14 protein-coding genes, 1 tRNA gene and 1 pseudogene are annotated in these 20,835 nt (G+C 65.0%); 7 read left to right on the top strand and 9 right to left on the bottom strand.

Features of this window, described 5'->3' with window-relative positions; genetic code table 11:
- Nucleotide 1 precedes the first annotated feature (1 nt).
- On the bottom strand, nt 2–355 hold the full coding sequence (locus V5F77_RS20945) for a DUF1428 domain-containing protein (RefSeq protein WP_429007286.1): 354 nt from the start codon (nt 353–355) through the stop codon (nt 2–4).
- A gap of 178 nt (nt 356–533) precedes the next feature.
- Between V5F77_RS20945 and V5F77_RS20940 the strand changes: the two genes are divergently transcribed.
- The gene (locus V5F77_RS20940; RefSeq protein WP_429007285.1) at nt 534–2,507 is read left to right on the top strand and encodes a hypothetical protein; all 1,974 of its coding nucleotides are present in this window, start codon (nt 534–536) and stop codon (nt 2,505–2,507) included.
- A gap of 374 nt (nt 2,508–2,881) precedes the next feature.
- On the opposite strand, the pseudogene V5F77_RS29440 reads toward V5F77_RS20940, so the two are convergent.
- Nucleotides 2,882–3,079: pseudogene (locus V5F77_RS29440) on the bottom strand (winged helix-turn-helix domain-containing protein); the annotation flags it as partial.
- Nucleotides 3,080–3,537: 458 nt separating this feature from the next.
- Nucleotides 3,538–5,910 carry a cytochrome c3 family protein gene (locus V5F77_RS20930; protein WP_429007284.1) on the bottom strand — a complete coding sequence of 791 codons (2,373 nt, stop codon included), beginning with the start codon at nt 5,908–5,910 and terminating at the stop codon, nt 3,538–3,540.
- 572 nt (nt 5,911–6,482) lie between these two features.
- Between V5F77_RS20930 and V5F77_RS20925 the strand changes: the two genes are divergently transcribed.
- The 3 genes from V5F77_RS20925 to V5F77_RS20915 all read left to right on the top strand — a co-directional run bounded on the left by V5F77_RS20925 (nt 6,483) and on the right by V5F77_RS20915 (nt 9,102).
- Nucleotides 6,483–8,243, top strand: a complete 1,761-nt coding sequence (locus V5F77_RS20925; protein WP_429007283.1) for a sulfatase-like hydrolase/transferase — start codon at nt 6,483–6,485, stop codon at nt 8,241–8,243.
- The gene (locus V5F77_RS20920; RefSeq protein ID WP_429007282.1) at nt 8,244–8,447 is read left to right on the top strand and encodes a hypothetical protein; all 204 of its coding nucleotides are present in this window, start codon (nt 8,244–8,246) and stop codon (nt 8,445–8,447) included.
- A gap of 106 nt (nt 8,448–8,553) precedes the next feature.
- A complete protein-coding gene (locus V5F77_RS20915; RefSeq protein WP_429007281.1) occupies nt 8,554–9,102 on the top strand; it encodes a phage antirepressor KilAC domain-containing protein in 549 nt (182 codons plus the stop codon).
- A 204-nt stretch (nt 9,103–9,306) separates the two neighbouring features.
- Here the strand turns inward: V5F77_RS20915 and V5F77_RS20910 are convergent.
- Nucleotides 9,307–9,381, bottom strand: a tRNA-Thr gene (locus V5F77_RS20910).
- Between the two features lie 525 nt (nt 9,382–9,906).
- On the opposite strand from V5F77_RS20910, the gene V5F77_RS20905 reads away from it, so the two are divergent.
- The 3 genes from V5F77_RS20905 to V5F77_RS20895 are packed head-to-tail and all read left to right on the top strand — an operon-like array spanning nt 9,907 to nt 12,818.
- Entirely contained in the window at nt 9,907–11,073 is a 1,167-nt protein-coding gene (locus tag V5F77_RS20905; protein WP_429007280.1) for an ABC transporter ATP-binding protein, read from the top strand.
- A 12-nt stretch (nt 11,074–11,085) separates the two neighbouring features.
- Entirely contained in the window at nt 11,086–12,003 is a 918-nt protein-coding gene (locus V5F77_RS20900; protein ID WP_429007279.1) for an ABC transporter permease, read from the top strand.
- Nucleotides 12,000–12,818: an ABC transporter permease gene (locus V5F77_RS20895; RefSeq protein ID WP_429007278.1), complete on the top strand. Its 819-nt coding sequence runs from the start codon at nt 12,000–12,002 to the stop codon at nt 12,816–12,818. Before V5F77_RS20900 ends, V5F77_RS20895 begins: the two co-directional genes overlap by 4 nt.
- 17 nt (nt 12,819–12,835) lie before the next feature.
- Here V5F77_RS20895 and V5F77_RS20890 read toward each other — a convergent pair whose 3' ends face one another.
- The 5 genes from V5F77_RS20890 to V5F77_RS20870 all read right to left on the bottom strand — a co-directional run bounded on the left by V5F77_RS20890 (nt 12,836) and on the right by V5F77_RS20870 (nt 20,797).
- Entirely contained in the window at nt 12,836–13,687 is an 852-nt protein-coding gene (locus tag V5F77_RS20890; protein ID WP_429007277.1) for an NYN domain-containing protein, read from the bottom strand.
- A gap of 176 nt (nt 13,688–13,863) precedes the next feature.
- Nucleotides 13,864–15,930, bottom strand: a complete 2,067-nt coding sequence (locus V5F77_RS20885) for a hypothetical protein (RefSeq protein WP_429007276.1) — start codon at nt 15,928–15,930, stop codon at nt 13,864–13,866.
- Nucleotides 15,931–16,012: 82 nt separating this feature from the next.
- Complete coding sequence (locus V5F77_RS20880) at nt 16,013–18,859, bottom strand: DUF4159 domain-containing protein (RefSeq protein ID WP_429007275.1); 2,847 nt, start codon at nt 18,857–18,859, stop codon at nt 16,013–16,015.
- Nucleotides 18,856–19,785, bottom strand: a complete 930-nt coding sequence (locus tag V5F77_RS20875; protein ID WP_429007274.1) for a DUF58 domain-containing protein — start codon at nt 19,783–19,785, stop codon at nt 18,856–18,858. The genes V5F77_RS20880 and V5F77_RS20875 overlap by 4 nt, the downstream gene beginning before the upstream one ends.
- Nucleotides 19,786–19,795: 10 nt before the next feature.
- Entirely contained in the window at nt 19,796–20,797 is a 1,002-nt protein-coding gene (locus tag V5F77_RS20870; RefSeq protein ID WP_429007273.1) for an AAA family ATPase, read from the bottom strand.
- Nucleotides 20,798–20,835: the final 38 nt, after the last annotated feature.

Here is a 20,835-nt window from a genome sequence, read left to right as displayed (position 1 = left end):
TCTACAGCTCCACCAGCACGCGGAAGCCGCCATAAATCATGCGCTTGCCATCGAACGGGGGGTTCTCCATGCCCTGCTTTATGCGCGGATCGGCCATCACCTTGGCGTTCACCGTGTCGCGATGGGCGCGCGATTCGTAGACGATCCAGGAGAACACCACGAGTTCGTCCTCGCGCGCCTGCACGGCGCGGGGGAACGAGGTGACCTCCCCATAGGGCACGTCGTCGCCGATGCATTCCACGAAGGCCAGGGCGCCGTGTTCCTTCCAGACTGCACCGGCCACGGCCGCCACGTCGCGGTAGGCGTCGAGATTACGCTTCGGCACGGCGAGCACGAAGCCGTCTACATAATTCATGTTTTCCTCCAAGTGCTGTCAGCAACTTCAAGGACGGTCCGCTGTGGGCTGTGCCGACACAGAGGCTCGACTTTTCTGCGCGCCGCGCGCGCCGACCGCTTTGACCGCATGCAGGCCCCCCGCTAGTTTTCCCGTGCGGCACGTCCGCTCGCGCTTTCCCACCAGGTAGACCGACGCCATGCAGAATGCGCAGCGCCAGACTTTGCGCCATGTCCTGGACTTCGCCGTGTTCGCCGCGATCCTGGTGCTGTTGCTGGGGGTGATCCGTCCCTTCACCTTTGCCTTTCCCACCGATGGGCTCGATCCCTCATGGACCGCCGTGCTGGGCGAGGCGAGCGCCCTGGGTCTGCGCTCCGGGGTCGACGTGCTGTTCACCGGCGGGCCGTTCTCGACCTTCTATTCCCAGTATTTCCAGGCTGACAGCGCCCCTGCGGTGATCATCGCGCGGATCGCCTGGGTGGCTTATTTCCTGACCTATTTCGCGGTGTTCTGGCAGGGCCGCACATTCCTTGCCAGGGTCCTTCTGGTGCCGTTCTTCGCCGTTTGCGTGCTGACCCACGACGGGCTCATCCTGGTCACGCCCGTGCTTGCGGCCTGGGCGGTGCTGGAGCAGCCGGAACGCCGCGCGGCCTGGATCTTCGGCTATGCGGGGATTGCCTTCTGCGCCTTGCTCGTGCTCGCCAAATTCCTGGTATTTCCGCTCGCGGTGGCGGCCGCCCTCGTGCTGGATATCCTCAGCCTGCGCCGCCGCCGGCCGCCGCTGGCGCTTGTGACGTTCTTCGCCTTGCAATGGGTGCTGTTCTGGCTCAGCGGTCAGCAGGCGAGCGATTTCCCCGCGTTCATCAGCACTTCGCTGGAGGTGGCCGCGGGCTTCGGCGAGGCGATGAGCCTTTTCGGGGATCGCAACGAATTGGCCTCCTGGCTGGTGATGGCGGTGATCGTATTCGTCGCCGTGGCGTGGTTCGCGCGCCTGCGCGTCAATGCGGATCGCGCCGCCTTCTGGGTGGAAGGGCTGCGCGTGCTGTTCGTGCTGGCGGTGCTGCTGATTTGCTTCAAGGCCGGATTCGTGCGGCATGATGGCCATTCATTCCACGCTTGGGCGGGCCTTGCGGTGCTTTCCCTGCTGGTGGCCGGCAGTGTCGCCCCCGCGGGCCGCATCGCGTTTGCGAGTGCGGTTCTGGTGACCGGCGTGATTGTGGGGCTCGGCCTTGCCGCCACGCGTCCGGTCGTGCACGAACCGGCCTGGGCGCAAGCCGCCGGCCGGCTGAAAGATGGCGTTGCGCAGTTCGGTCCGGGGCTGGATTTCCAACTCGCGCAAACGCGTTTCTTCGCGGAGCGCGCAGCCATCAAGCAGCAGGTGCTCGCGCAGCTGCGTGCCGCGCACCCGCTGCCCCCGCTGGAGGGGACGGTGGATGTGATCCCGAACCTGCAAACCCGTGTGCTGGCCAATGGGCTAAAATATCAGCCCCGCCCGACGATCCAGGAATACACCACCTACACCCCGACCCTCATCCAGAACAATCGCGCGTTCTTCGAGGGACCGCGCGCGCCGGACAACCTGCTGTTCGGCCTCGCACCCATCGATGAGCGCCTGCCTGCCTTGAGCGAGGGGGCCCTGTGGCCACTGTTCCTCGCCCGCTACGAGCCGGTCCAGGCGCTGCCCGACCTGGTGGTGCTGCGCAAGCGCGCCGTGCCGCTCCCAGACCTGCTGACGCCGATCGGCCAGGAAACCGTGCGCTTGCGGGAGAAGGTGCCCCTGCCGGCCACGACCCAACCCATATTCGTGACCATGAACATCCGCCCGACGCTGCTCGGACGTGTGATGAACCTGGTCTTTCGCACGCCGCCGGTCTTCCTGGAACTGGACATGGCCGACGGCAGCGCGCGGCGCTTCCGCCTGATCCCCGGCATGGCCCGCGACGGCTTCCTGATTTCCCCGCTGGTCACCCGCACCGACGATTTCCTGCGTCTCGCCGCAGGCGGGGACGCGACACTCGCCGGCCCGCAGCCGGTGAGTTTCCGCATTGTCACGTCCGGCCTTGGCACGCGCTCCTATGAGGCGGAGGTTCCGGTTACATTCTACCGGCTTCAGATGCCCGCGGACGCCATCTCCGCGCAGACCCGCGCCCTCGCGGCGGCGGCAGCACGATAGCGCGTGGCGCCAGCGCCCCATGGTCGCTGGCATTGGAGATGGGCTTGGCCGCGGAGCGACACCCGGCGCCCGAGCGCAGCGACGATCTCGTCGCACGCGGCTCTGCATTCATGGGGAGGGCGCCGAGGATCACCGTGCCGGTGGCGCGATCGCCGCCCCCCGCATCTTTGCCGCAGAGGATTAGGGCCAGCTTTCGCCAGATGCCCGGAGGCGAGGGGGAATTCGCAATGGTGATTGACGCTTATTCGTCTGGCGATCGGTGACTGTGCGACGGTGCATTACCCCGGCCTCCAGATCGACCCAACCGCCCTTGAGGTTGGGCATCCACTGTAAACCCCTGATCGCTGACGACTTGGTTCCGGTGTACAGGCCGATCAGGAAAAACCGCACGAAGCTCCTTGCTCTGCATTTGGCCTCACGGCGCGCTTCTTCCGGCGCCAAGTGTTTACGGTCTGAGGCGAGACTCCGACTCGCCGGGCAATGTCCCGGTCGGAAAGCTCGGGGCGCTCGTCCAACATGTGCAGCACGTCCGCGCGCTTGTCGGCATTGGTGCGGCGCCCAAATTGGATGGGCGCTGAAATGCCCTCCTCGGGGGCATTTGTTTCGTCTGATGCGCGTCCAGATTGGGTGATCTGCGCCGCCGCCCGGAGGAAGGCGAAGTCAGCCTCCAGCCGATCTAGAAATTGCCTGTCCCGATCCGAGAGATTGGACCATTGCCCATCGTGTCGCACCCAATCGAACCGGGCCCGCACGTCATCCCACGAAGCTGCTGCCTGGCCGGAGTTCAGCGCGTGATCCAGCAGCTGAACGCGGCACTCAACATCCCCATAGTGGCTCCATTCGCCGCCGCAGAACAGAGCTCGATCCCATTTGAGACGGTCTCACTGTTTCACCTCCGCGAGAGCCTCGGCAAGTGATGTTGGCCACGGATAGGCGCCGGTCACTGCTTCCCGGATTGCTGTTGCAGTTTATGGTTATGCATCTGTGGCGGTTGAGGCGCGCTTGTGGTTTCGGTGGCGTGTCTCATGCGCTAACGGCCCCCCAGTTGAGCCGCGAGGCGCGCGATGTCGGCATTGTCTGGCTGAAGATCCGACAACCGGCGGGCAAGGGGCGCGGCGGCCGCCTTATCCCCGGTGCGCAGCGCGTTCTGTAGGGCGAGCGTCACCAGTCCCGCATCATAAGGATTATGCGCCAGCGCATCGGCGATGACGCCGCCCGCCTCCTTCGCCTTGCCGGTCGATTGCAGGGCCACGGCATAAACGTAGGCGTATCGGGCATGCGCCGTATCGAGACGGGAAGCGCGTCCAAGCTGATCGACCGCCTCGTCGGTGCGCTTCTGCCGGATCAGGGCGAGACCAAGGGAATGGCGGGGGGGCGCCGCCTCCGGTGCAAGTTCGATAGCCCGGCGCAGAACCTTTTCCGCGTCCGCCTCACGGCCCTGTACGCGATAGAGATCGGCGAGGTTGACGGAAAGCGGGGTCGCGCCCGGCTCCAGCTTCAGCCCGGCAAGAAGTTCCGCTTCCGCCTTGGCAGGCTCGCCCCGTTGCAGGAAGAAGCTGCTGAGGGTGGAGCGGGCGTCCGGCCTGTCCGCATTGAGGCGCTGCGCCGCCTCATACTCGGCGAATGCCGCTTCCAGCCGCGCGCGATCGGCCGCAGGCAGGTTGCCGAGCGGCTGGTCGGCCAGCCGCAGGGCGGCTTCGATTCTCACCGCCGCGGATGGATCGGCGAGGCGTGGTGCGGCGCTGCGCCAGCGCATTTCCAGAGATTGCCCGGAAAGGCCACGCAGCGCCGCGACGCGCACCAGCGGATCGGGATCAGACAAAGCCTTCCCTATTGCCCCCTGTGACGTGACCGAGAGAAAAGCCTGCAATTCAGCGATCATCGTTGCCCGCGCCACGGCAGGCACGCCGGGGTCGGCGGCCAGCTTGACCAGCATCTCCCGCGCGGCCGGATTGCCCGTACCGGCAAGATGCATGGCCTGCGTCCATCCTTGATGGCCTTTGCGGTCGGGACCGTGCCAGCGCTCGATCGCCTCTGCCGCCCAGCCCGCCGTCTTGTCAGAATGGCAGGCATTGCAGGTGTTGGGCGTGCCGAACGCGGCCGAGAGGTCCGGGCGCGGGATGCGGAACGAATGGTCGTGGCGGCCGTCGACGACCATGTAGGTGCGCTCGGGCATGTGGCAGGAGATGCAATCGGGCGCCTTCGGCCCCGCCGGATGGCCGGTGTGCGCCGGGCTCGCGAAACGATCGGGCACATGGCACTGGCCGCAGACCGCCGGACCCTCCGCCTTGAGCTGGCCGGAATGGGGATCGTGGCAATCGCTGCACACGACGCCTTTCGCGTACATCAAGCTCTGCTTGAAGGAATGATCGTTGAAGACCTCATCCTTCATCTGCCCGTCCTTCTCGAACAGATCCGGGGTGAGCAAGGCCGGCATATGCGTATCGGTAAGCGGACGGCCGGGGTGCCAGTCCTCCGAGAGGGGCGAGCGGCGCGCATGGCAGCGGGCGCAGGTCTCGACCTCGTCGCCTGCGGGGCGGGCGACGCCACGGGCGGGGCTGCCGGTTGCCGGGTCGGGCGACCAGTCGGGCGCGGGGCGGGTTGGCGCTGTCGCGGCGAAGCCCCGGCCGATGACACCGGGGGAGGCTCCGGCCTTCGCCCAGGCGACATGACCGCCGCCGGCACCGTGGCAGCTCTCGCAGCCGACGCTGATCTCGGAAAATGTCGTGTGGTAGCTGTCGGCGGCGGCGTCATAGCCCTTCTTCACCGAGGTCGAGTGGCACTCCGCGCACATGAAGTTCCAGTTCTGCAGGGAGCGGGTCCAGTGCAGGGGGTCGCTCGCGGACATCGGGCGGTCCGGGTAGAGGTGGAACCAGCGTTGGCCGCCATCTTCCTTGTTTCGCGTATCCCAGGCCCATGGCAGGGCCTGTACGCGCCCGTCCGGGAAGGTGACAAGATATTGCTGCAGCGGCTCCCAGCCGAAGGTGTGGCTGACCTCGAAGGCCGCGCTCTTGCCGTCGCGCCCCTCAGTCTCGACCATGTACCGCGCGCCGTCGCGGAAGAAGCGGGCGCTGGCGCCCTGATTCTCCGCCCGCGCACCGCCGAAATCGCCCCGCACGGTCTCGGCCGTCGGCTGCGCCATCGCCTTGGCGTGATGCGAGGTGAGCCAGGCGGTCGTCTGCGGGGCATGGCAGCCGGCGCAGGCGTTGGAGCCCACCGTGCCGGGCGGCGCCGCAGCCGTAAGCACCCCCACTCCGGTGGAAGAGAGCGCAGGCGTCGCCCCCTCCCCATGCGCCCAGCCGAGGGCCAGTATCAACAGCGAAGCCAGGAGCGCGCAGGCCAGGAGCGCGCGTGCCAGGAATGCGCCGAAGATGAGGTTCAGCAACGTCCCGTGGCGGGCCATGATCGCGATCCTGGATCAGTCGGGCGGCAATGCCGTCCGCAGGGTAAAATCGGCAATATTCGTATCGGGCGTGCGAGGCTCTCGCACCCGAATAGTGTGAACCCCGACGGGCTTTCATTTCCCGATCGCGGCAGCCGCCAGAAGGATCGCGGTTCCGGAAGCTCAGCTAGCGGCCTTCACCTTTTCTTTCGCACCCAGAACTTGGGCGGAGCCATGATCTGGGTCAAGCCCGCGTGGGTCAGAGCCGCCGGCCAAAATTGGAGCGCCTCCCAAATTCATAATGTATGCCGCGCGCGGGGATTACATTAGTACCTCTTTTGTTTTCGTGCCTCGCTTGCAAGAATTCGGCAACAGATGACGCGGCAAGCCAAAAGATGCTTGCGGGCCTGAAGGCAGACCAATTTTCAGGCGCAAAACCATCGTGCCAACAGGTTTTTGGGTCATTTCCGTCAAATAATCATAGCCAGCATATCTTCTTTTATTGAGACGGATCAATGTTGTGATCGGGACATCTCGCGCATTCTAAAATTAAGAGCATAACATTGTTGAAAAAACGATGCTGGGAGCTGGCCATGGCGTGGAGCAAGCGGAGTTTGTGGGGTACCACCGCGGGAATGGGCGTGCTGGCAGCGCTTGTGTTCGGGGCTGCACCAAGCGTGGCACAAACCACCACGCGGGGCGCCTCAACCGGCCAGACGAATGCTCCGGGTTTTAGCCATCCCGATCAGTTCGTGACGGTGGCGCCGGTGAAGCCTGCAGACAACATGTTTGCCGTGGTCCCCCATCCCGATCAGGACAAAGAAGCCGTTGCCAAGCTCGCGGCGCTTCAGGCAAAGACCGGCAAGAAGCCGAATTTCGTTGTCTTTCTTATGGATGACGTGGGTTGGTCGGACCCCGGCTTCAATGGGGGCGGCATCGCGGTAGGCAACGATACGCCCAATATGGACGCGCTCGCCAATGAAGGTCTGCTTCTCACCTCTGCTTACTCCACGCCGTCGTGCTCACCGTCGCGGGCGACCATCCACACCGGCCAGAATCCCCTGCACCATGGCGTTCTGCGCCCGCCCATGTATGGCGAGCCCGGCGGGCTTTCTGGTGTCATCACTTTGCCGGCCATTCTGAAGACGCTTGGCTATGTCACGCAAGGCGTCGGCAAATGGCACATGGGCGAGAACCGTGGCTCTCTGCCCCAGAATGTGGGCTATGATGATTTTCGCGGCTTTCTCAGCGTCTCCGACATGTATACCGAGTGGCGGGATGTCTATTTCAATCCCGAAGTGGCCCTCAGTCCTGAGCGCTTCAAGATGCTTGAGCAGGATCCCTTCAACCATCATGACGTGCACTGCTCGACCGCAGACACGGAGAAGTGCGAAAACCTGAAAGAGATTGACCTCACCACCATCAAGACGCTGGATGAGGAATGGCTGAAGACGAGCCTCAACTTCATCGACAAGATGAAGACGAAGCCGGAGCCTTTCTATCTCTACCACGCCACCCGTGGCTGCCATTTTGACAATTACCCCTCCGACGAGTGGGCAGGCCGCTCGCGGGCGCGCACCAGCTATAGCGACTGCATGGTTCAGATGGATGATATCCTCCGTCGCATCACGGCGAAGTTGGCCGAGACCGGGCAGCTCGAAAACACCATGATAATCTTGTCGTCGGACAACGGCCCCGAATGCGAGATTCCGCCCCATGGACGCACCATGTTCCGCGGCTGCAAGGGGTCGAGCTGGGAAGGCGGCGTGCGCGTGCCGACCTTCGTCTACTGGAAGAATATGATTAAGCCGCGCAAGTCGGAAGGCCTGTTCGATCAGGCCGACATCTTCAATACGCTGATCTCGCTGGCCGGCGTGCCGGGCGCGAAAGTCGCCGAATACCTGCCGAAGGATCGCTATGTTGACGGTGTGGACCAGGCCTCTTTCCTAGTGGCGGACCACGGTCAGTCGGCCCGCCGCTCGCGCATCTACACGATGAACCAATACGTCAGTGCGACGCGTGTGGACGAATTCAAGTACATCATGACCGCGGAAATAGAAGACGGCCTCTTCAAGCGCGGCAATACCGGCGGCTTCAGCGGTCCCATCGTGACGGAGACGGGCGGCGGGATCATGGTTAACCTCTATACCAACCCACAGGAAGATGTGAGCGTGGGCATCCGTCACCTGCCACTGGCGGTTCCCATTGGCAACACGCTCGGCACCTATCTCTTGGAATTGGCGAAGTATCCGCCGAACTTCCAGATCGGTTTCTTGTCCAACAATCCGCCCCTCTATGACATCGGACCGCTCCAAAATCTTTATAAGGGCACGCCCACGATGCCCGCCAACTGAATGGGCGGTAAAGCCACGGGAATTTATATTTCTCGCTTCGAGTTTCCGGAATGCGCGGAATTCGAAGACAGCGGTAAAGACGAAGAAGTGCCGGGCGGCTGGGCGCCCGGTCAGACGCGGGGCCGGGAACTCAAGCTGCTTCCGCATAAGGCATCGAACTGGCTCGCGACTTCGTTTAAGGCGAGTGCGTCGATCAGGGCATGATCGCGACCTCGACGGGAAGTTCGAGGACTTGCGGATGGATGACGCCGTTTTGTGTCATCTCGGAAAATCAGTGACTTGGGAGAAGGATGCCCGTGGTTGTGTCACGATGATCCATCTCGATAAGGAACACACGCTCACGCTGGTGTCCGGCTATGATGTCCGCCTCCGCAAGCGCATGACGGACAAGCTGGCTGAGATCGAAGCCCAGGGCGCCCGGTCGATGGACCCGATCGAGGCCTTACGCGATCCGGTTACGCTGCGCGCGGTCCTGCTCCAGCGCACCGAGGAGCGGATCAAGTTGGAAGTCGAGAACAAGGCCCTCGGCGTGAAGGCCAAGACGCTGGCGGTGCTCGAAGGCGCGGATGGCTCCATGCGCATCTCCGACGCCACCAAGACACTCGGCGTTGGCCGCAACGAGCTGATCGCCTTCCTCCAGCGCATCCGGTGGACCTTCAAGCGCCCCGGCAACAAAAACTGGCTCGCTTACGATGCCATGCGGCCGCGCTACATGGAGCACGACGACCACCCATACCAAGACAGCGAAGGCCGCGATCGCGTCTCGACGCGCGCGCTGGTGACCGCTGCCGGCCTCGTGACCCTCGCCGATCTTCCGGTGAAGCATGGGGTGAAGAAGCCAGAAGGCGGTGACGCATGATCACCGCCGCGAAACCCTGCGCTACCGGAGCGGTATGAGGTGTCGTAGCTGGTGGCCTTCGCGAAATTCGCCAAGTTCGGAGGGGCTCGCCATGTGCGGCCCTTTTCATTTGGGCTGGCGGTCGTATTCCCGCGCTCCGGGTCATTTCTGTCCGGATATCTGTCCGGCTCTTTCGCTCATGTTTAATGAAGCCGTTGGAAATGCTGGTGCTGCGAGAGAGGATTGAACTCTCGACCTCTCCATTACCAATGGAGTGCTCTACCACTGAGCTACCGCAGCATCCTGACGATCCTGGCCGAAGACGTCTTCGGAGGCGCGAAAATTTCGCGCGCACATAACAGGACCGAGCCGGCGACGGAGTGGCCCGCCGCGAGTGGTGGGTTCCTTGCCACAAGCCGGCTGAGGGTGCAAGCCCATGGCTCCCCCGGATCTGTGGTCAATCTTGCATCGCCCGCAAAAAGTCGGGGAAACCCCTGCCATGGCCCGGCGCGATCCGGAAAAGATGCCGCCGTGGCGAGATGGGATCGGCCCCCGATTTGCCGGCGCCTTTCGCTGTGGAAAGGTCGGGAGACGCCCCCCGGCACGGGCGCAAGTGCCGGCTCGGCCGATTTCTGGTCGCATGGAGCGCGGCCGAACCGGTCTGGATCAGGCATTATAATACCGCCATAAACCGACCTTCCGTTGGCTTGCAGGGCATTTTGCCGCTTCCTTGGGCGCCGCCTTCTGTTTTTTGCGCGTGCACAAGACTTGAGCGGCGCAGGATTGGTGCTAGCTTTCCCACAGGCATGGGTAGCGGGGGAGCCGATGGCAACCGAAAAGGCGCGTACGCAAACCATCGGCGCCGTGAGGCGCTCCTTCGCGCCATGGACCGATCCCGCGGCAACGCCGCTGATCCGGTTCGAGAATGTGGTCAAGCGCTTCGGTGAGTTCACCGCCGTCGATCACGTAAGCATCGACATCTACGAGCGTGAATTCTTCGCGCTGCTCGGGCCCTCCGGCTGCGGCAAGACCACCTTGATGCGCATGCTCGCAGGCTTTGAGGAGCCCACCGAGGGCCGCGTCCTGCTCGCTGGACATGACCTTGCCGGCGTCCCGCCCTACAAGCGGCCGGTCAATATGATGTTCCAGTCCTACGCGCTGTTTCCGCACATGAGCGTTGCCGACAACATCGCCTTCGGCCCCAAGCAATTGGGCATGCCCAAGGGGGAGATCGCCAGCCGCGTCGCGGAAATGCTCAAGTTGGTGAAGCTGGAGAAATTCGCCCAGCGCAAGCCGCACCAATTGTCCGGCGGGCAGCGCCAGCGCGTGGCGCTGGCCCGCTCGCTCGCGACGCGGCCCAAGGTGCTGCTGCTGGACGAGCCGCTGGGCGCGCTCGACAAGAAGCTGCGCGAGGAAACCCAATTCGAGCTCATGGACCTGCAGATGGACCTGGGCATGACCTTCCTGATCGTGACCCACGACCAGGAAGAGGCCATGACCGTGGCGGACCGCATCGCGGTGATGAACAATGGCGTGCTGGTGCAGGTGGCCCCGCCCTCGACCATCTATGAGGCGCCGGCCACGCGCTATGTCGCCGACTTCATCGGCGATGTGAACATGCTGGAATGCAAGGTGGAAAGCTGCGTCAACGGCGATGTGCACCTGAGCAGCAGCCTCACCCCCGCGCCGATCGAGATCGCGCAGAGCGTGGAGGCAAATCCCGGCGATACCGCTTGGCTCGCCATCCGGCCCGAGAAGATGCGCATCTCCCTGGAGGCGCCGGCCGACATGAGCCGCAATTGCTTCAGCGGCGAGATCTGGGACATCGGCTATCTCGGCGATCTCTCGATCTACCATGTGGAACTGCCCTGCGGCACGCGCATCAAGGTGTCGTTGCCCAACCAGTCGCGTGTGGTGGAACGGCCGATCTCTTGGGAAGACAAGGTTTTCGTCACCTTCGCGCCGAGCGCCGGCGTGGTCCTGACACGCTGAAGGAGACGCACCATGCCCATGGCTGGCGAAAAGGGACGCGGACGGCTCATCGTCATCGCCGTCCCATATCTGTGGCTGCTTTTCCTATTCCTGGTGCCGTTCCTGATCGTGGTGAAGATCAGCGTGTCCCAGGATATCCTCGCCTCGCCCCCCTATACGCCGCTGCTGGATCTCTCCCAGGGCTGGGCAGGGCTGAAGGACTATTTTTCCCAACTCTCCTTCGCCAATTATTTCTATGTGCTGGACTTCGATAACGAGTTCATCAGCGCCTATGGCTCCAGCCTGGTCATCGCCTCCATCTCCACCGTGCTGTTGCTGCTGGTGGGCTATCCCATCGCCTATGCCATGGCGCGGGCGCCGCGTTCCATCCAGCCCACTTTGCTGATGCTGGTGATCCTGCCGTTCTGGACCTCGTTCCTGATCCGCGTCTATGCCTGGATCGGCATCCTCTCCCAGGAGGGATTGCTCAATCAGGCGCTTCTTGCGCTGGGCGTGATCGACACGCCGCTGGAGATCCTGAATACCGATCTCGCGGTCTATATCGGCATCGTCTATTCCTACCTGCCGTTCATGGTGCTCCCACTCTATTCGGCGCTGGAAAAGCTTGATCCCACCTTGCTGGAGGCGGCGGAGGATCTCGGCTGTCCCTCGGCGCGGGCATTCTGGCTCATCACCTTCCCGCTCTCTCTGCCCGGCGTCGCGGCGGGCGCGCTGTTGTGCTTCATCCCGGCGGTGGGTGAGTTCGTTATTCCCGATCTTCTGGGCGGCTCCGACACCATGATGATCGGCAAGTCGCTCTGGACCGAATTCACGGTCAACCGCTCCTGGACCTCGTCCTCGGCGGTGGCGGTGCTGCTGTTGCTGCTGCTGGTGGTGCCGATCGTGATCTACCAGAATATCCAGGCGCGCCAATTGGAGGCGGGGAAATGAACAAGAACCTCTCCTGGTTCAACGTCACCTCGCTGGTGCTGGGGTTCGCGTTTCTCTACATCCCCATCCTGCTCTTGGTGATCTATTCCTTCAACGCATCGCGCCTCGTCACCGTGTGGGCCGGTTTCTCGTTCCAATGGTACGTGTCCCTGTTCCAGAACGAGCAGCTCATCGACGCGGCATGGGTGACGCTGCGGGTGGCCTTCATCTCCTCCCTGGTTGCAACGGTGCTCGGCACCATGGCGGCGCTGGCGCTCACCCGCTACGGCCGGTTTTTCGGCCGCACCTTGTTCTCGGGCATGGCCTATGCGCCGCTGGTGATGCCGGAAGTCATCACCGGCCTGTCGCTGCTGCTTTTGTTTGTGGCGATCGGCTTCGAGCGGGGCTTCTGGACCATCACGCTCGCCCACATCACCTTCACCCTGTGCTTTGTGGCGGTGGTGGTGCAATCGCGCCTCGTCACCTTCGATCGCTCGCTGGAGGAGGCGGCGCTCGATCTCGGCTGCCCCCCGTTCAAGACCTTCTTCACCATCACTCTGCCGCTGATCCTGCCGGCGGTGCTCTCCGGCTTCATGCTGGCGTTCACCCTGTCGCTGGACGATCTGGTGATCGCCAGCTTCACCACCGGACCGGGCGCCACCACCTTGCCCATGCGCATCTACTCCCAGGTGCGCCTTGGCGTGACACCCGAGATCAACGCCGCCTGCTCGATCCTGATCGGCGTCGTAACTCTGGCCGTGATCATCGCCTCCATCGCCACCAAGCGGGCCGAGAAGCTGCGCGCGGCGGAAGAGCGGGCCGCCGCGCGGGGGTGAGGGGGGCGGTTGGAAGATTAAGTTTTGGAGTAAATTTGTATTTTCGCTTGAATTTTCTTCCGAAGAAGACGTTTTTCTTCAGTTTCGAGGTCGCGCCCTAGGGCTTGTCTGGCCTTCCTCAATAGAGGGCTATCGTATTCGCTGGGAAGTCCTCGCTCAGTTTGCCAATAAGCCATCAATTTTTCTATATCGGTGGATTCTAGGGCATCAATGAATGAGCAGACCACATTTTCAATTTGGTCGGCAACCGTTCCGCCGAGTGAAGCCGTCGCGTTAGCCTCCACAGTCGGCTGATGAAGCATCTCTGATGCATTCTTAAGCGTCGGCGTCGTTCTCTCGGAAAGGAATCGTCGCACAACATCAGATTGCCACTCATGAGTGGTGTCAACTTCTTGAAGCAATTCGCGAGATTGGCTTCCTCTACTCGGGCTTATTCCAAGTAAATGGACACGAACGCCGTATGTTTGTGCTATTTGAACGCCAACCCGAATATCTTCATCGCCGGCTAAAACAAGCGCATCGTAAATTGATTTTTGTCGAGCAAGTTCAATTAGGTCTGTCACGATAAGTGAATCGACACCCTTTTGCTGACCTTGGCTATTTACCGCGCCTAATCTTACTTTAACGTCATTCAGTTGAGCCAGAACGGCGTGGTCTGCCGTTGGGCGACTGCCGAGCGTCCCATCATACCAATAAATCCGAAGTAGAGAACATGAAGGCGCGCACGTTGCAGCAATCTGCTTTAACTCGCTAATGGCGGCTGGAGCATCAAGGGTGAGGTCGGCTCTTGCCTTCTTGCCACCGGTAAGTGCGCTACTGCCTTGGGCGAACAGGTAGCCGGCATCCACAAAGACCGCGATACGCTGCACAGGAGACCCCCAAATAGCAAGGGCTCCCGCAGGAGCCCTTTTATGCCACCGCGACCTATTTAATATATTGGGGCACGATGGAGTTTTTATTTTATATCGAATGCTCGGAGAAAATTCAAGGGGTGGGTAGTTCTGCGGGGTACCCTGCTGGTGGTTCTAGAGCAAGGTAGGATCGCTCACCGCCCCTCCCGCACCCACGTCGCGGCGATGAACCCGAGCATCAGCAGCAGCCCGGAGAGCCCCGCGAACAGGGGGAACAGGCCGATGCCGCGCACAACGGAGACGTCGCGGGTGCGCAGGCCCATCCAGTCCTCCCCGGCGAGGCGCTCGCCGGTGCTCATGGTGACGACACGCGGTACGCCGCCATTGAGATCGGCGAGGCGCCAGATGCCGCCGCCGGTGGCGGTGGAGATCGGCGCCACCACCTCGCGGGTCGAGGTGACCTCGGCGAATTCCTTCGGATTCAGCGGGCCGATGTTCACCAAAGCATTGAGATTGCCGTTGGCGGCGCGCCACAGGCCCAATCGGTCGGCCGGCGTGGTCGCGCGCCACAGGCCAGGCTCCACCTGCGAGAGGGTGAGCGTGCGCGGGGCGCCGGTGGGCGGGGTGATGACGGCCGGCGGCACGGTGTCGCCCATGGTCTGGCGCTCCACCACCAGATCGCGGCCGGAGGTGGAGAGCTTCAGGCGCTCCTCCTCCAAATCCGGCTCCTTCATTAGCCAATGGGACAGGCGACGCAGCAGGTCGAGATAGGGGCCGCCGCCCTCATAGCCGCGTGCCCACAGCCAGATTTGGTCGGAGAGCAGCAGCGCCACTCGCCCTTCGCCCACCCGGTCGAGGATCAGCACCGGCTTGTCCCCGGGCGCGGCCAGCACCGACGTGCCCGAGCGCACGGTGGAATCGATCACGCGGAAGAAGCGGCTCCATTGCGGGGGCTCGGTCTGCGAGCCGGGCAGCGCGCGGGTCACCGGGTGGCGCTTGCCGGGTTCGGTGAGCGTCGCGCGATAGGGCGCTTCCGTGGTGTTGCCGGTGGGAATACCCGGCAGGATGGCTTCCAACGGCGTGTTGTAGAGCGAGCCCGGGTCCACATAATCGGTCCCCGCCGCCACCAGCACCGCACCGCCGGCGCGCACATAGCGCACGATATTGTCGAAATAGATCTGCGGCAGCACGCCCTGCTGGGAATAGCGATCGAAGATGATCAGATCGAAGTCGCGGATCTTGGTTTGAAACAGCTCGCGGGTCGGAAACGCGATCAGCGAGAGTTCATTGATGGGGGTGCCGTCCTGCTTCTCCGGCGGGCGCAGGATGGTGAAATGCACGAGGTCCACATTGGCGTCGCTCTTCAGCAGATTGCGCCAGGTGCGCTCGCCCACGTTGGGTTCGCCCGAGACCAGCAGCACCCGCAGCTTGTCGCGCACGCCATCGATGGAAACGGCGGTGCGGTTGTTCACCTGCGTCAGCTCGTCGGGCAGCGGGGGCACCTCGATCTCGACGATGTTGGCGCCTGCGTGCGTGATCTCCACCTCCAGGGTGGCGGAGCGGCCGGCAGTGACGATGGGGGTGCCGATCACCTCGCCGTCGCGGCGAATGGTTGCGGGCACGCGCGCACCTGCAGGTGCGCCCTCGTCCGTGACGCGGAAAGTGATGGTCTGCTTCTGGCCGACAATGCCGAAGCGCGGTGCCTTCTCGAACGCCACGCGCCGATCGCGCTCGCCCGCCTTGCCGGTGATGAGAGCGTGCACCGGGGCGGAAAAGCCCAGCGCGGCGGCATCCGCCGGCACGTCGTGGACCCGCCCGTCGGTGATCAAGATGGCACCGGCCACCCGCTCGGGCGGCACGTCGGCGAGGCCAGCGGAGAGGGCTGAGAACAGCCGCGTGCCATCGGTCTCGCCGTTGCGGGCGTCGGCCTCGATGGTGCGGACCTCCATGTTCGGGATGCGGCCGAGCCGCTCCGCCAGCGCCGCGCGGGCCGCTTCCGTCTGGGCGGTGCGCTCGCCGAAATCCTGGCTTGCGCTCTTGTCCACCACCACCGCCACCACCGAGGACAGCGGCTCGCGCTCCTCGCGGGTGAGCGAAGGGTTGGAAAGCGCGAGCAGGCCCACCAGCAGGGCCAGCGCGCGAAACAGCGCGCCGCGGCTGCGCGAGGCGAGCAGCAGCCCGGCCACCAGCACGGCCAGAAGGCCGAGGGCCACCAACAGGGGGACTGAAACGAATGGTTCGAAGGCGAGGCCGTAGGTCATGCGGCGTCCTTGTGACAGGGGGCCGCTGCCTCAGGCGGGCGAGGGTCGGCGTCCAGCCACAGGGAAAAGGCGAAGTCTTTCCTCATTGGCCCAGCCGCTCCAGCAGCGCCGGCACATGCACCTGATCGGCCTTGTAGTTCCCGGTCAGCACATACATGGCGATATTGGCCCCCGTGCGGAACGCAAACTCGCGCTGGCGTGGCTCGCCGGGGGTGAGGGGCAGCAGCGGATCTCCATCCGGACCCACCGCCCAGGCGCCTGCGAGATCGTTGGAGGTGATGATGACGGGGGAAACGCCATCGCCCGCCCGCGCCGGACGATCCTCGCCCTCCTGCGCTGCGGGCAAGGCTTGCACCCAGGTGGTGCCTCCGGCGAAGCGGCCGGGAAAATCCTTGAGAAGATAAAACGCCTTGGTGAGAACGTGATCGCGCGGCACTGGCTCCAGCTCGGGGATGTCGAGGCCTGAGAGAAGTTCCCGCAGCCGCGCGGCGGCAGGCGAGAGGGGGGCGCCGGGACCTTGTGGGCTTTCGAGTGCGTCGCGGGTGTCGAAGATCACCGTGCCGCCCTGCTTCATATAGGCATCCACCCGCGCGAGGACGGCGGCCGGCGGCACCGGCGCATCGGCGCGCACCGGCCAATAGAGCAGGGGGAAGAAGGCCAATTCGTCCTTGGCAATGTCCACGCCCATGGTCGGCCCCGCCTGAAGCGCGGTGCGCTGGCTGAGGAAATTGGTCAGCCCGTCAAGCCCCGCGCGGCTGATTTCGTCGGTCTCCGCATCGCCGGTGAGGACATAGGCCAAGCGGGTCTGGGATGTGGCTTTCACCGCGAAATCGTCGTCGGCCGCGAGGGCAGGGGAGCCGTGCGCGACCAGGAGGGCGGCGAGAAGGGCGAGCAGTGCCGCCGTTCCCGCTTTTGCGGCCCGGCTGCGGGCGCCGCCGCGCGGTCCCAGCCGGCTCAAGCCCCGGCCGAGCAGCAGCACCGCCAAGCCATCCAGCAGCAGCAGCACCATGGCGGCGAGCAGAATCGGCCCGCGCAGGTCGCGCGGCGCGCTCTCGCGCAGCGGCTCAATGGCGCCGCCCAAGGCCGAGAGATCGAGCGGCGCGAGGCGGTCAGCCGGCTGAAGGGTGTTCACCGCGATCAGCCCGTCCGGCGGACCGTAGAAGCCGGGCGGATGGTCGGCGCTGGGGTGGCCGTTGAAGTTTGCAGGAATCGGACGAACCGTCGCGCCCGGGGGGTGGAAGGCGCCGAACCCGTCCAGCACCCGGGTCGGTGGCACCGCCGCGGGCACAGCCCCGACATTGGAAACCGCAGCCGCGGCCCCGGTCGTCGCCTGCTCAGGGGGCAGGGCGTCGGTGTCAGCGAGCGCAAGCACGCGGCGCAGCATCTCCACGAAGGTGCCGGAGAGCGGAAGGTTGGACCAGGACGTGTCGGCGGTGACGTGGAACAGCACGATTTCTCCCTTACCCCAGCGGGCGCCGGTGACGAGCGGTGTGCCATCCTGCAGCGCCGCCCAGGTGCGCTCGCCGAGGGCGCCATCCGGATCGGCCAGAACTTGACGCGTCACGACAACATCGTTGGGCAGCGCAAGGTCGCGGAACGGGCCGTCGGGGCTGAGGCTGCCGAGCGCCTGGGGCGTTTCCCACGAGAGCGAGCCGCCGAGTACCCGCCCGCCGCGCCGCAGGTGCACCGGCAGCAGGTCGTCCTGCGCGTTGGCGAGGCGCGGCCCGGCAAAGCGCACCAGGACGCCGCCATCCTCCACGAAGCGGGCGAGCCGCGTGCGGGTGGCGGGCGGCACCGTGCCGACGTCGGTCAGTACGATCACCGGCAGGCGCTGGTCGAGGAAGCGGTTGATGGCTTCGGCCGGGGCGCCGTTGTCGGCCAGCCGCACGTCGGCGAACGGCGCGAGCGCGCGGGAAAGATAATAGGTCGGCGCCAGCAGGGGCTGGCCGGTATCGGTGCTCGCGCCGGAGACCACGCCTACCGTGCGCCGGCGCCAACGCTTGTCGAGCAATTGCACCGCGCCGGCGGAGCGCTGGCCGACAATTTCCAGCCGCGCCACATCGTTGCGAATCTCCACCGGAAGGTCGAAGCGGGCGTCGGTCTCGGTGGCGTCGGGGGGGAAGGAGAAGCTGCTCTCGCCGAGGCTCAGCCCCTTGAGGTCACGCGCCTCCACCCGTCCCGCACGCGGGCTGCCGGCCGTTGGGCGCAGGACCTTGACGGTGAGCGCGCCGGCGGCATTCTCCGGCGCGGCGAGGGCCAATGGCGCATCCACGCCACCGGAAATCACCAGCGGCGGGTGGGCCGGCTTCAGCGCCGCAAGGTCGGCGGAAAGCGTGTCGTCCGCCTTCAGGTCGACGCCATCGCTGATGAAGATCAAGCCGGCCTGCGGTTCGGCGGCGAGGTGGCGCGCCGCGAGCGCCAGCGCTTCCTTGCGGGGCGGGGCATAAGGCACCGGTTCCAGCGCACGCAGCTTGTCGCGCGCCTGCCCGGGGCGCAACAGCGTCACGTCTTTCGGCACGTCGGCGGTGGGGATGAGGGCAACGCCGCGTCCGCCGCTTTCCGCCTCATCGATGAAGCCGGCGGCGGCGGCCTTGCGCGCCTCCCAGCTGGCGGCGGCGGGCCAGCCCTGGTCCAGCAGCAGCACCATCGGCCCACTGGCGGCTGGTGTTACGGCGGGCGGGTTCCAGATCGGACCTGCGGCAGCAAGAATGACCAGCGCGGCGAGCAAAAGCCGCAGGGCGGTGAGCCACCAGGGGGTGCGAGCCGGCGTCTCTTCCTTCGGCTTGATGTCGAGCAGCAGGCGGGTTGGCGGAAACACGATCTCGCGCGGCTTCGGCGGCACCACCCGAAGCACGAACCATAGCAGCGGCAGGGCCAGGAATGCCGTCAGGATGAGCGGCGTGGCAAAGGCGAGGGGAAACCCCATCATGGCCCGGGGCTCCTCAGTACGTCCGGTTCTGCCGCCTTGGGCGCGACCAGCTCTCCGCTGCCCATGCGCGAATGCAGGATGAGCAGCATTTCGCTCGCCGGCCGGTCGGTGCGGTGGACTGCGAACGCCCAGCCCATGCCCTCCGCTGCCGCGCGGATGGCGGCGCGATGGGCGGCGAGGCGGGTTTCATAATCGGCGCGCCAAGTCTCCGCCCGTCCGACCGTGAGGGAAAGCCCATCCTCAGGCCCGTGGAACTCGACCCGGCCGGAAAACGGAAAGGTTTCTTCCGCGGGATCGACCACTTGCACAACATGGCCGTGCGCGCCGGAGCCTGCGAGTTGGCGAATACGCGTCGTCACCTCCTGCGTGGGGCTCCAGAAATCACCCAGCAGGACGAGTTCCGACAAGGGCGAGGGATTGAAGGCGGGCGGAAGGGCCGGGTGCTCCGGCGCATGCAGCACCGCTTCGGCCATGCGCTCGACGATCCGGCGGTTGGCGGAAGGCCGCATGAGATTGGGCATGCCGACCCGCTCGCCCCCCTTCACCAGCAGGTCCGCCAGGGCGAAGGCGAGCACCAGCGCGCGCTCGCGCTTGGGCGGCAATCGCGGTGAGGCATAATCCATGGAGGGGGAGAGATTGGGCCAGATCCACACCGTGTGGGCGGCCTCCCATTCGCGCTCGCGGACGTACAAATGGTCGTCGCGCGCCGAGCGGCGCCAATCCACCCGCGCCGCCGGCTCGCCGTCCGTGAAGCGACGGTATTGCCAGAAATTCTCGCCCGACCCGACGCGCCGCCGTCCGTGCAGGCCGTGCTGCACGCTGGAGGCGATGCGGCGCGCCTCCAGCACCAGGCGCGGCATGGCCGCCGCCAGCGCTGCGGAATCGTGGGAGGCGCGCGCGACCGAGCGCTGGGTGGTGTCCTCCACGCGCCCCGCCTCAGCCGAGGCGACCGGCGAGCCGACGCACGATGCGCGGCACGCTCTCGCCCTCGGCACGGGCGGAGAAGGTCAGCGCCATGCGATGCTTCAGCACCGGCTCGGCCAGCGCCACCACGTCGTCCACCGACGGGGCATAGCGCCCGTCCAGCAAAGCGCGGGCGCGGACCGCCAGCATCAGCGCCTGGCTGGCGCGGGGCCCGGGACCCCAGGCGATCAGCTTTTGTTCCGGTCCTTCGGCATTCGGCCGGGCCGAGCGCACGAGGGTGAGAATGGCTTCCACCACCGAATCCCCCACCGGCAGGCGCCGCACCAGACGCTGGGCGGTGAGCAGATCTTCCACGCTCATGGCGGCGCGGGGCTTGGTCTCCTCGGCGCCGGTGGTATCGAACAGGATGCGCCGCTCCGCATCGCGGTCGGGATAATCCACGTTGATTTCCATCAGGAAGCGGTCGAGCTGGGCTTCAGGCAGCGGATAGGTGCCTTCCTGTTCCAGCGGGTTCTGCGTCGCCAGAACGTGAAAGGGTTTCGGCAGATCGTGCCGCTCGCCGGCGACGGTGACGTGATATTCCTGCATCGCCTGCAGCAGTGCCGATTGGGTGCGTGGGCTGGCGCGGTTGATTTCGTCGGCCATCAGCAATTGGGCGAAGATCGGCCCGCGAATGAAGCGGAACGCGCGCTTGCCTCCAGCGCTTTCTTCCAGCACCTCGGCGCCGAGAATGTCGGATGGCATCAGGTCCGGGGTGAATTGGACGCGGCGGGCATCGAGGCCGAGCACGGTGCCCATGGTTTCCACGAGCTTGGTCTTGGCCAGGCCCGGCACGCCCACCAGCAGACCGTGGCCGCCGGCAAGAATGGTGATGAGGGCATGGTCGATTACGGCTTCCTGGCCGAAAATCACCGAAGCGATGGCGGCGCGCGCGGTGCGCACGCTGGCCGCTGCGGCCTCCGCATTGCGGATGATCATCTGGTCCAGATCGAACGTCTCGCTTGCTGCCGACATCCACGCTTCTCCTTTGGCGGTGTATCTTCCCGTGCAAA

The organism is Roseixanthobacter psychrophilus, assembly GCF_043195195.1.
Lineage (GTDB): Bacteria > Pseudomonadota > Alphaproteobacteria > Rhizobiales > Xanthobacteraceae > NCEH01.
This window is presented reverse-complemented; position numbering and strand designations above follow the sequence as displayed.

Bases quoted from the DNA above. Each gene is read 5' to 3' on its own strand.
- V5F77_RS20945 (WP_429007286.1), bottom strand. From the start codon at position 355: ATGAATTATGTAGACGGCTTCGTGCTCGCCGTGCCGAAGCGTAATCTC.
- V5F77_RS20925 (WP_429007283.1), top strand. From the start codon at position 6,483: ATGGCGTGGAGCAAGCGGAGTTTGTGGGGTACCACCGCGGGAATGGGC.
- V5F77_RS20930 (WP_429007284.1), bottom strand. From the start codon at position 5,910: ATGGCCCGCCACGGGACGTTGCTGAACCTCATCTTCGGCGCATTCCTG.
- V5F77_RS20870 (WP_429007273.1), bottom strand. From the start codon at position 20,797: ATGTCGGCAGCAAGCGAGACGTTCGATCTGGACCAGATGATCATCCGC.
- V5F77_RS20920 (WP_429007282.1), top strand. From the start codon at position 8,244: ATGGGCGGTAAAGCCACGGGAATTTATATTTCTCGCTTCGAGTTTCCG.
- V5F77_RS20940 (WP_429007285.1), top strand. From the start codon at position 534: ATGCAGAATGCGCAGCGCCAGACTTTGCGCCATGTCCTGGACTTCGCC.
- V5F77_RS20880 (WP_429007275.1), bottom strand. From the start codon at position 18,859: ATGATGGGGTTTCCCCTCGCCTTTGCCACGCCGCTCATCCTGACGGCA.
- V5F77_RS20895 (WP_429007278.1), top strand. From the start codon at position 12,000: ATGAACAAGAACCTCTCCTGGTTCAACGTCACCTCGCTGGTGCTGGGG.
- V5F77_RS20900 (WP_429007279.1), top strand. From the start codon at position 11,086: ATGCCCATGGCTGGCGAAAAGGGACGCGGACGGCTCATCGTCATCGCC.
- V5F77_RS20885 (WP_429007276.1), bottom strand. From the start codon at position 15,930: ATGACCTACGGCCTCGCCTTCGAACCATTCGTTTCAGTCCCCCTGTTG.
- V5F77_RS20915 (WP_429007281.1), top strand. From the start codon at position 8,554: ATGATCCATCTCGATAAGGAACACACGCTCACGCTGGTGTCCGGCTAT.
- V5F77_RS20905 (WP_429007280.1), top strand. From the start codon at position 9,907: ATGGCAACCGAAAAGGCGCGTACGCAAACCATCGGCGCCGTGAGGCGC.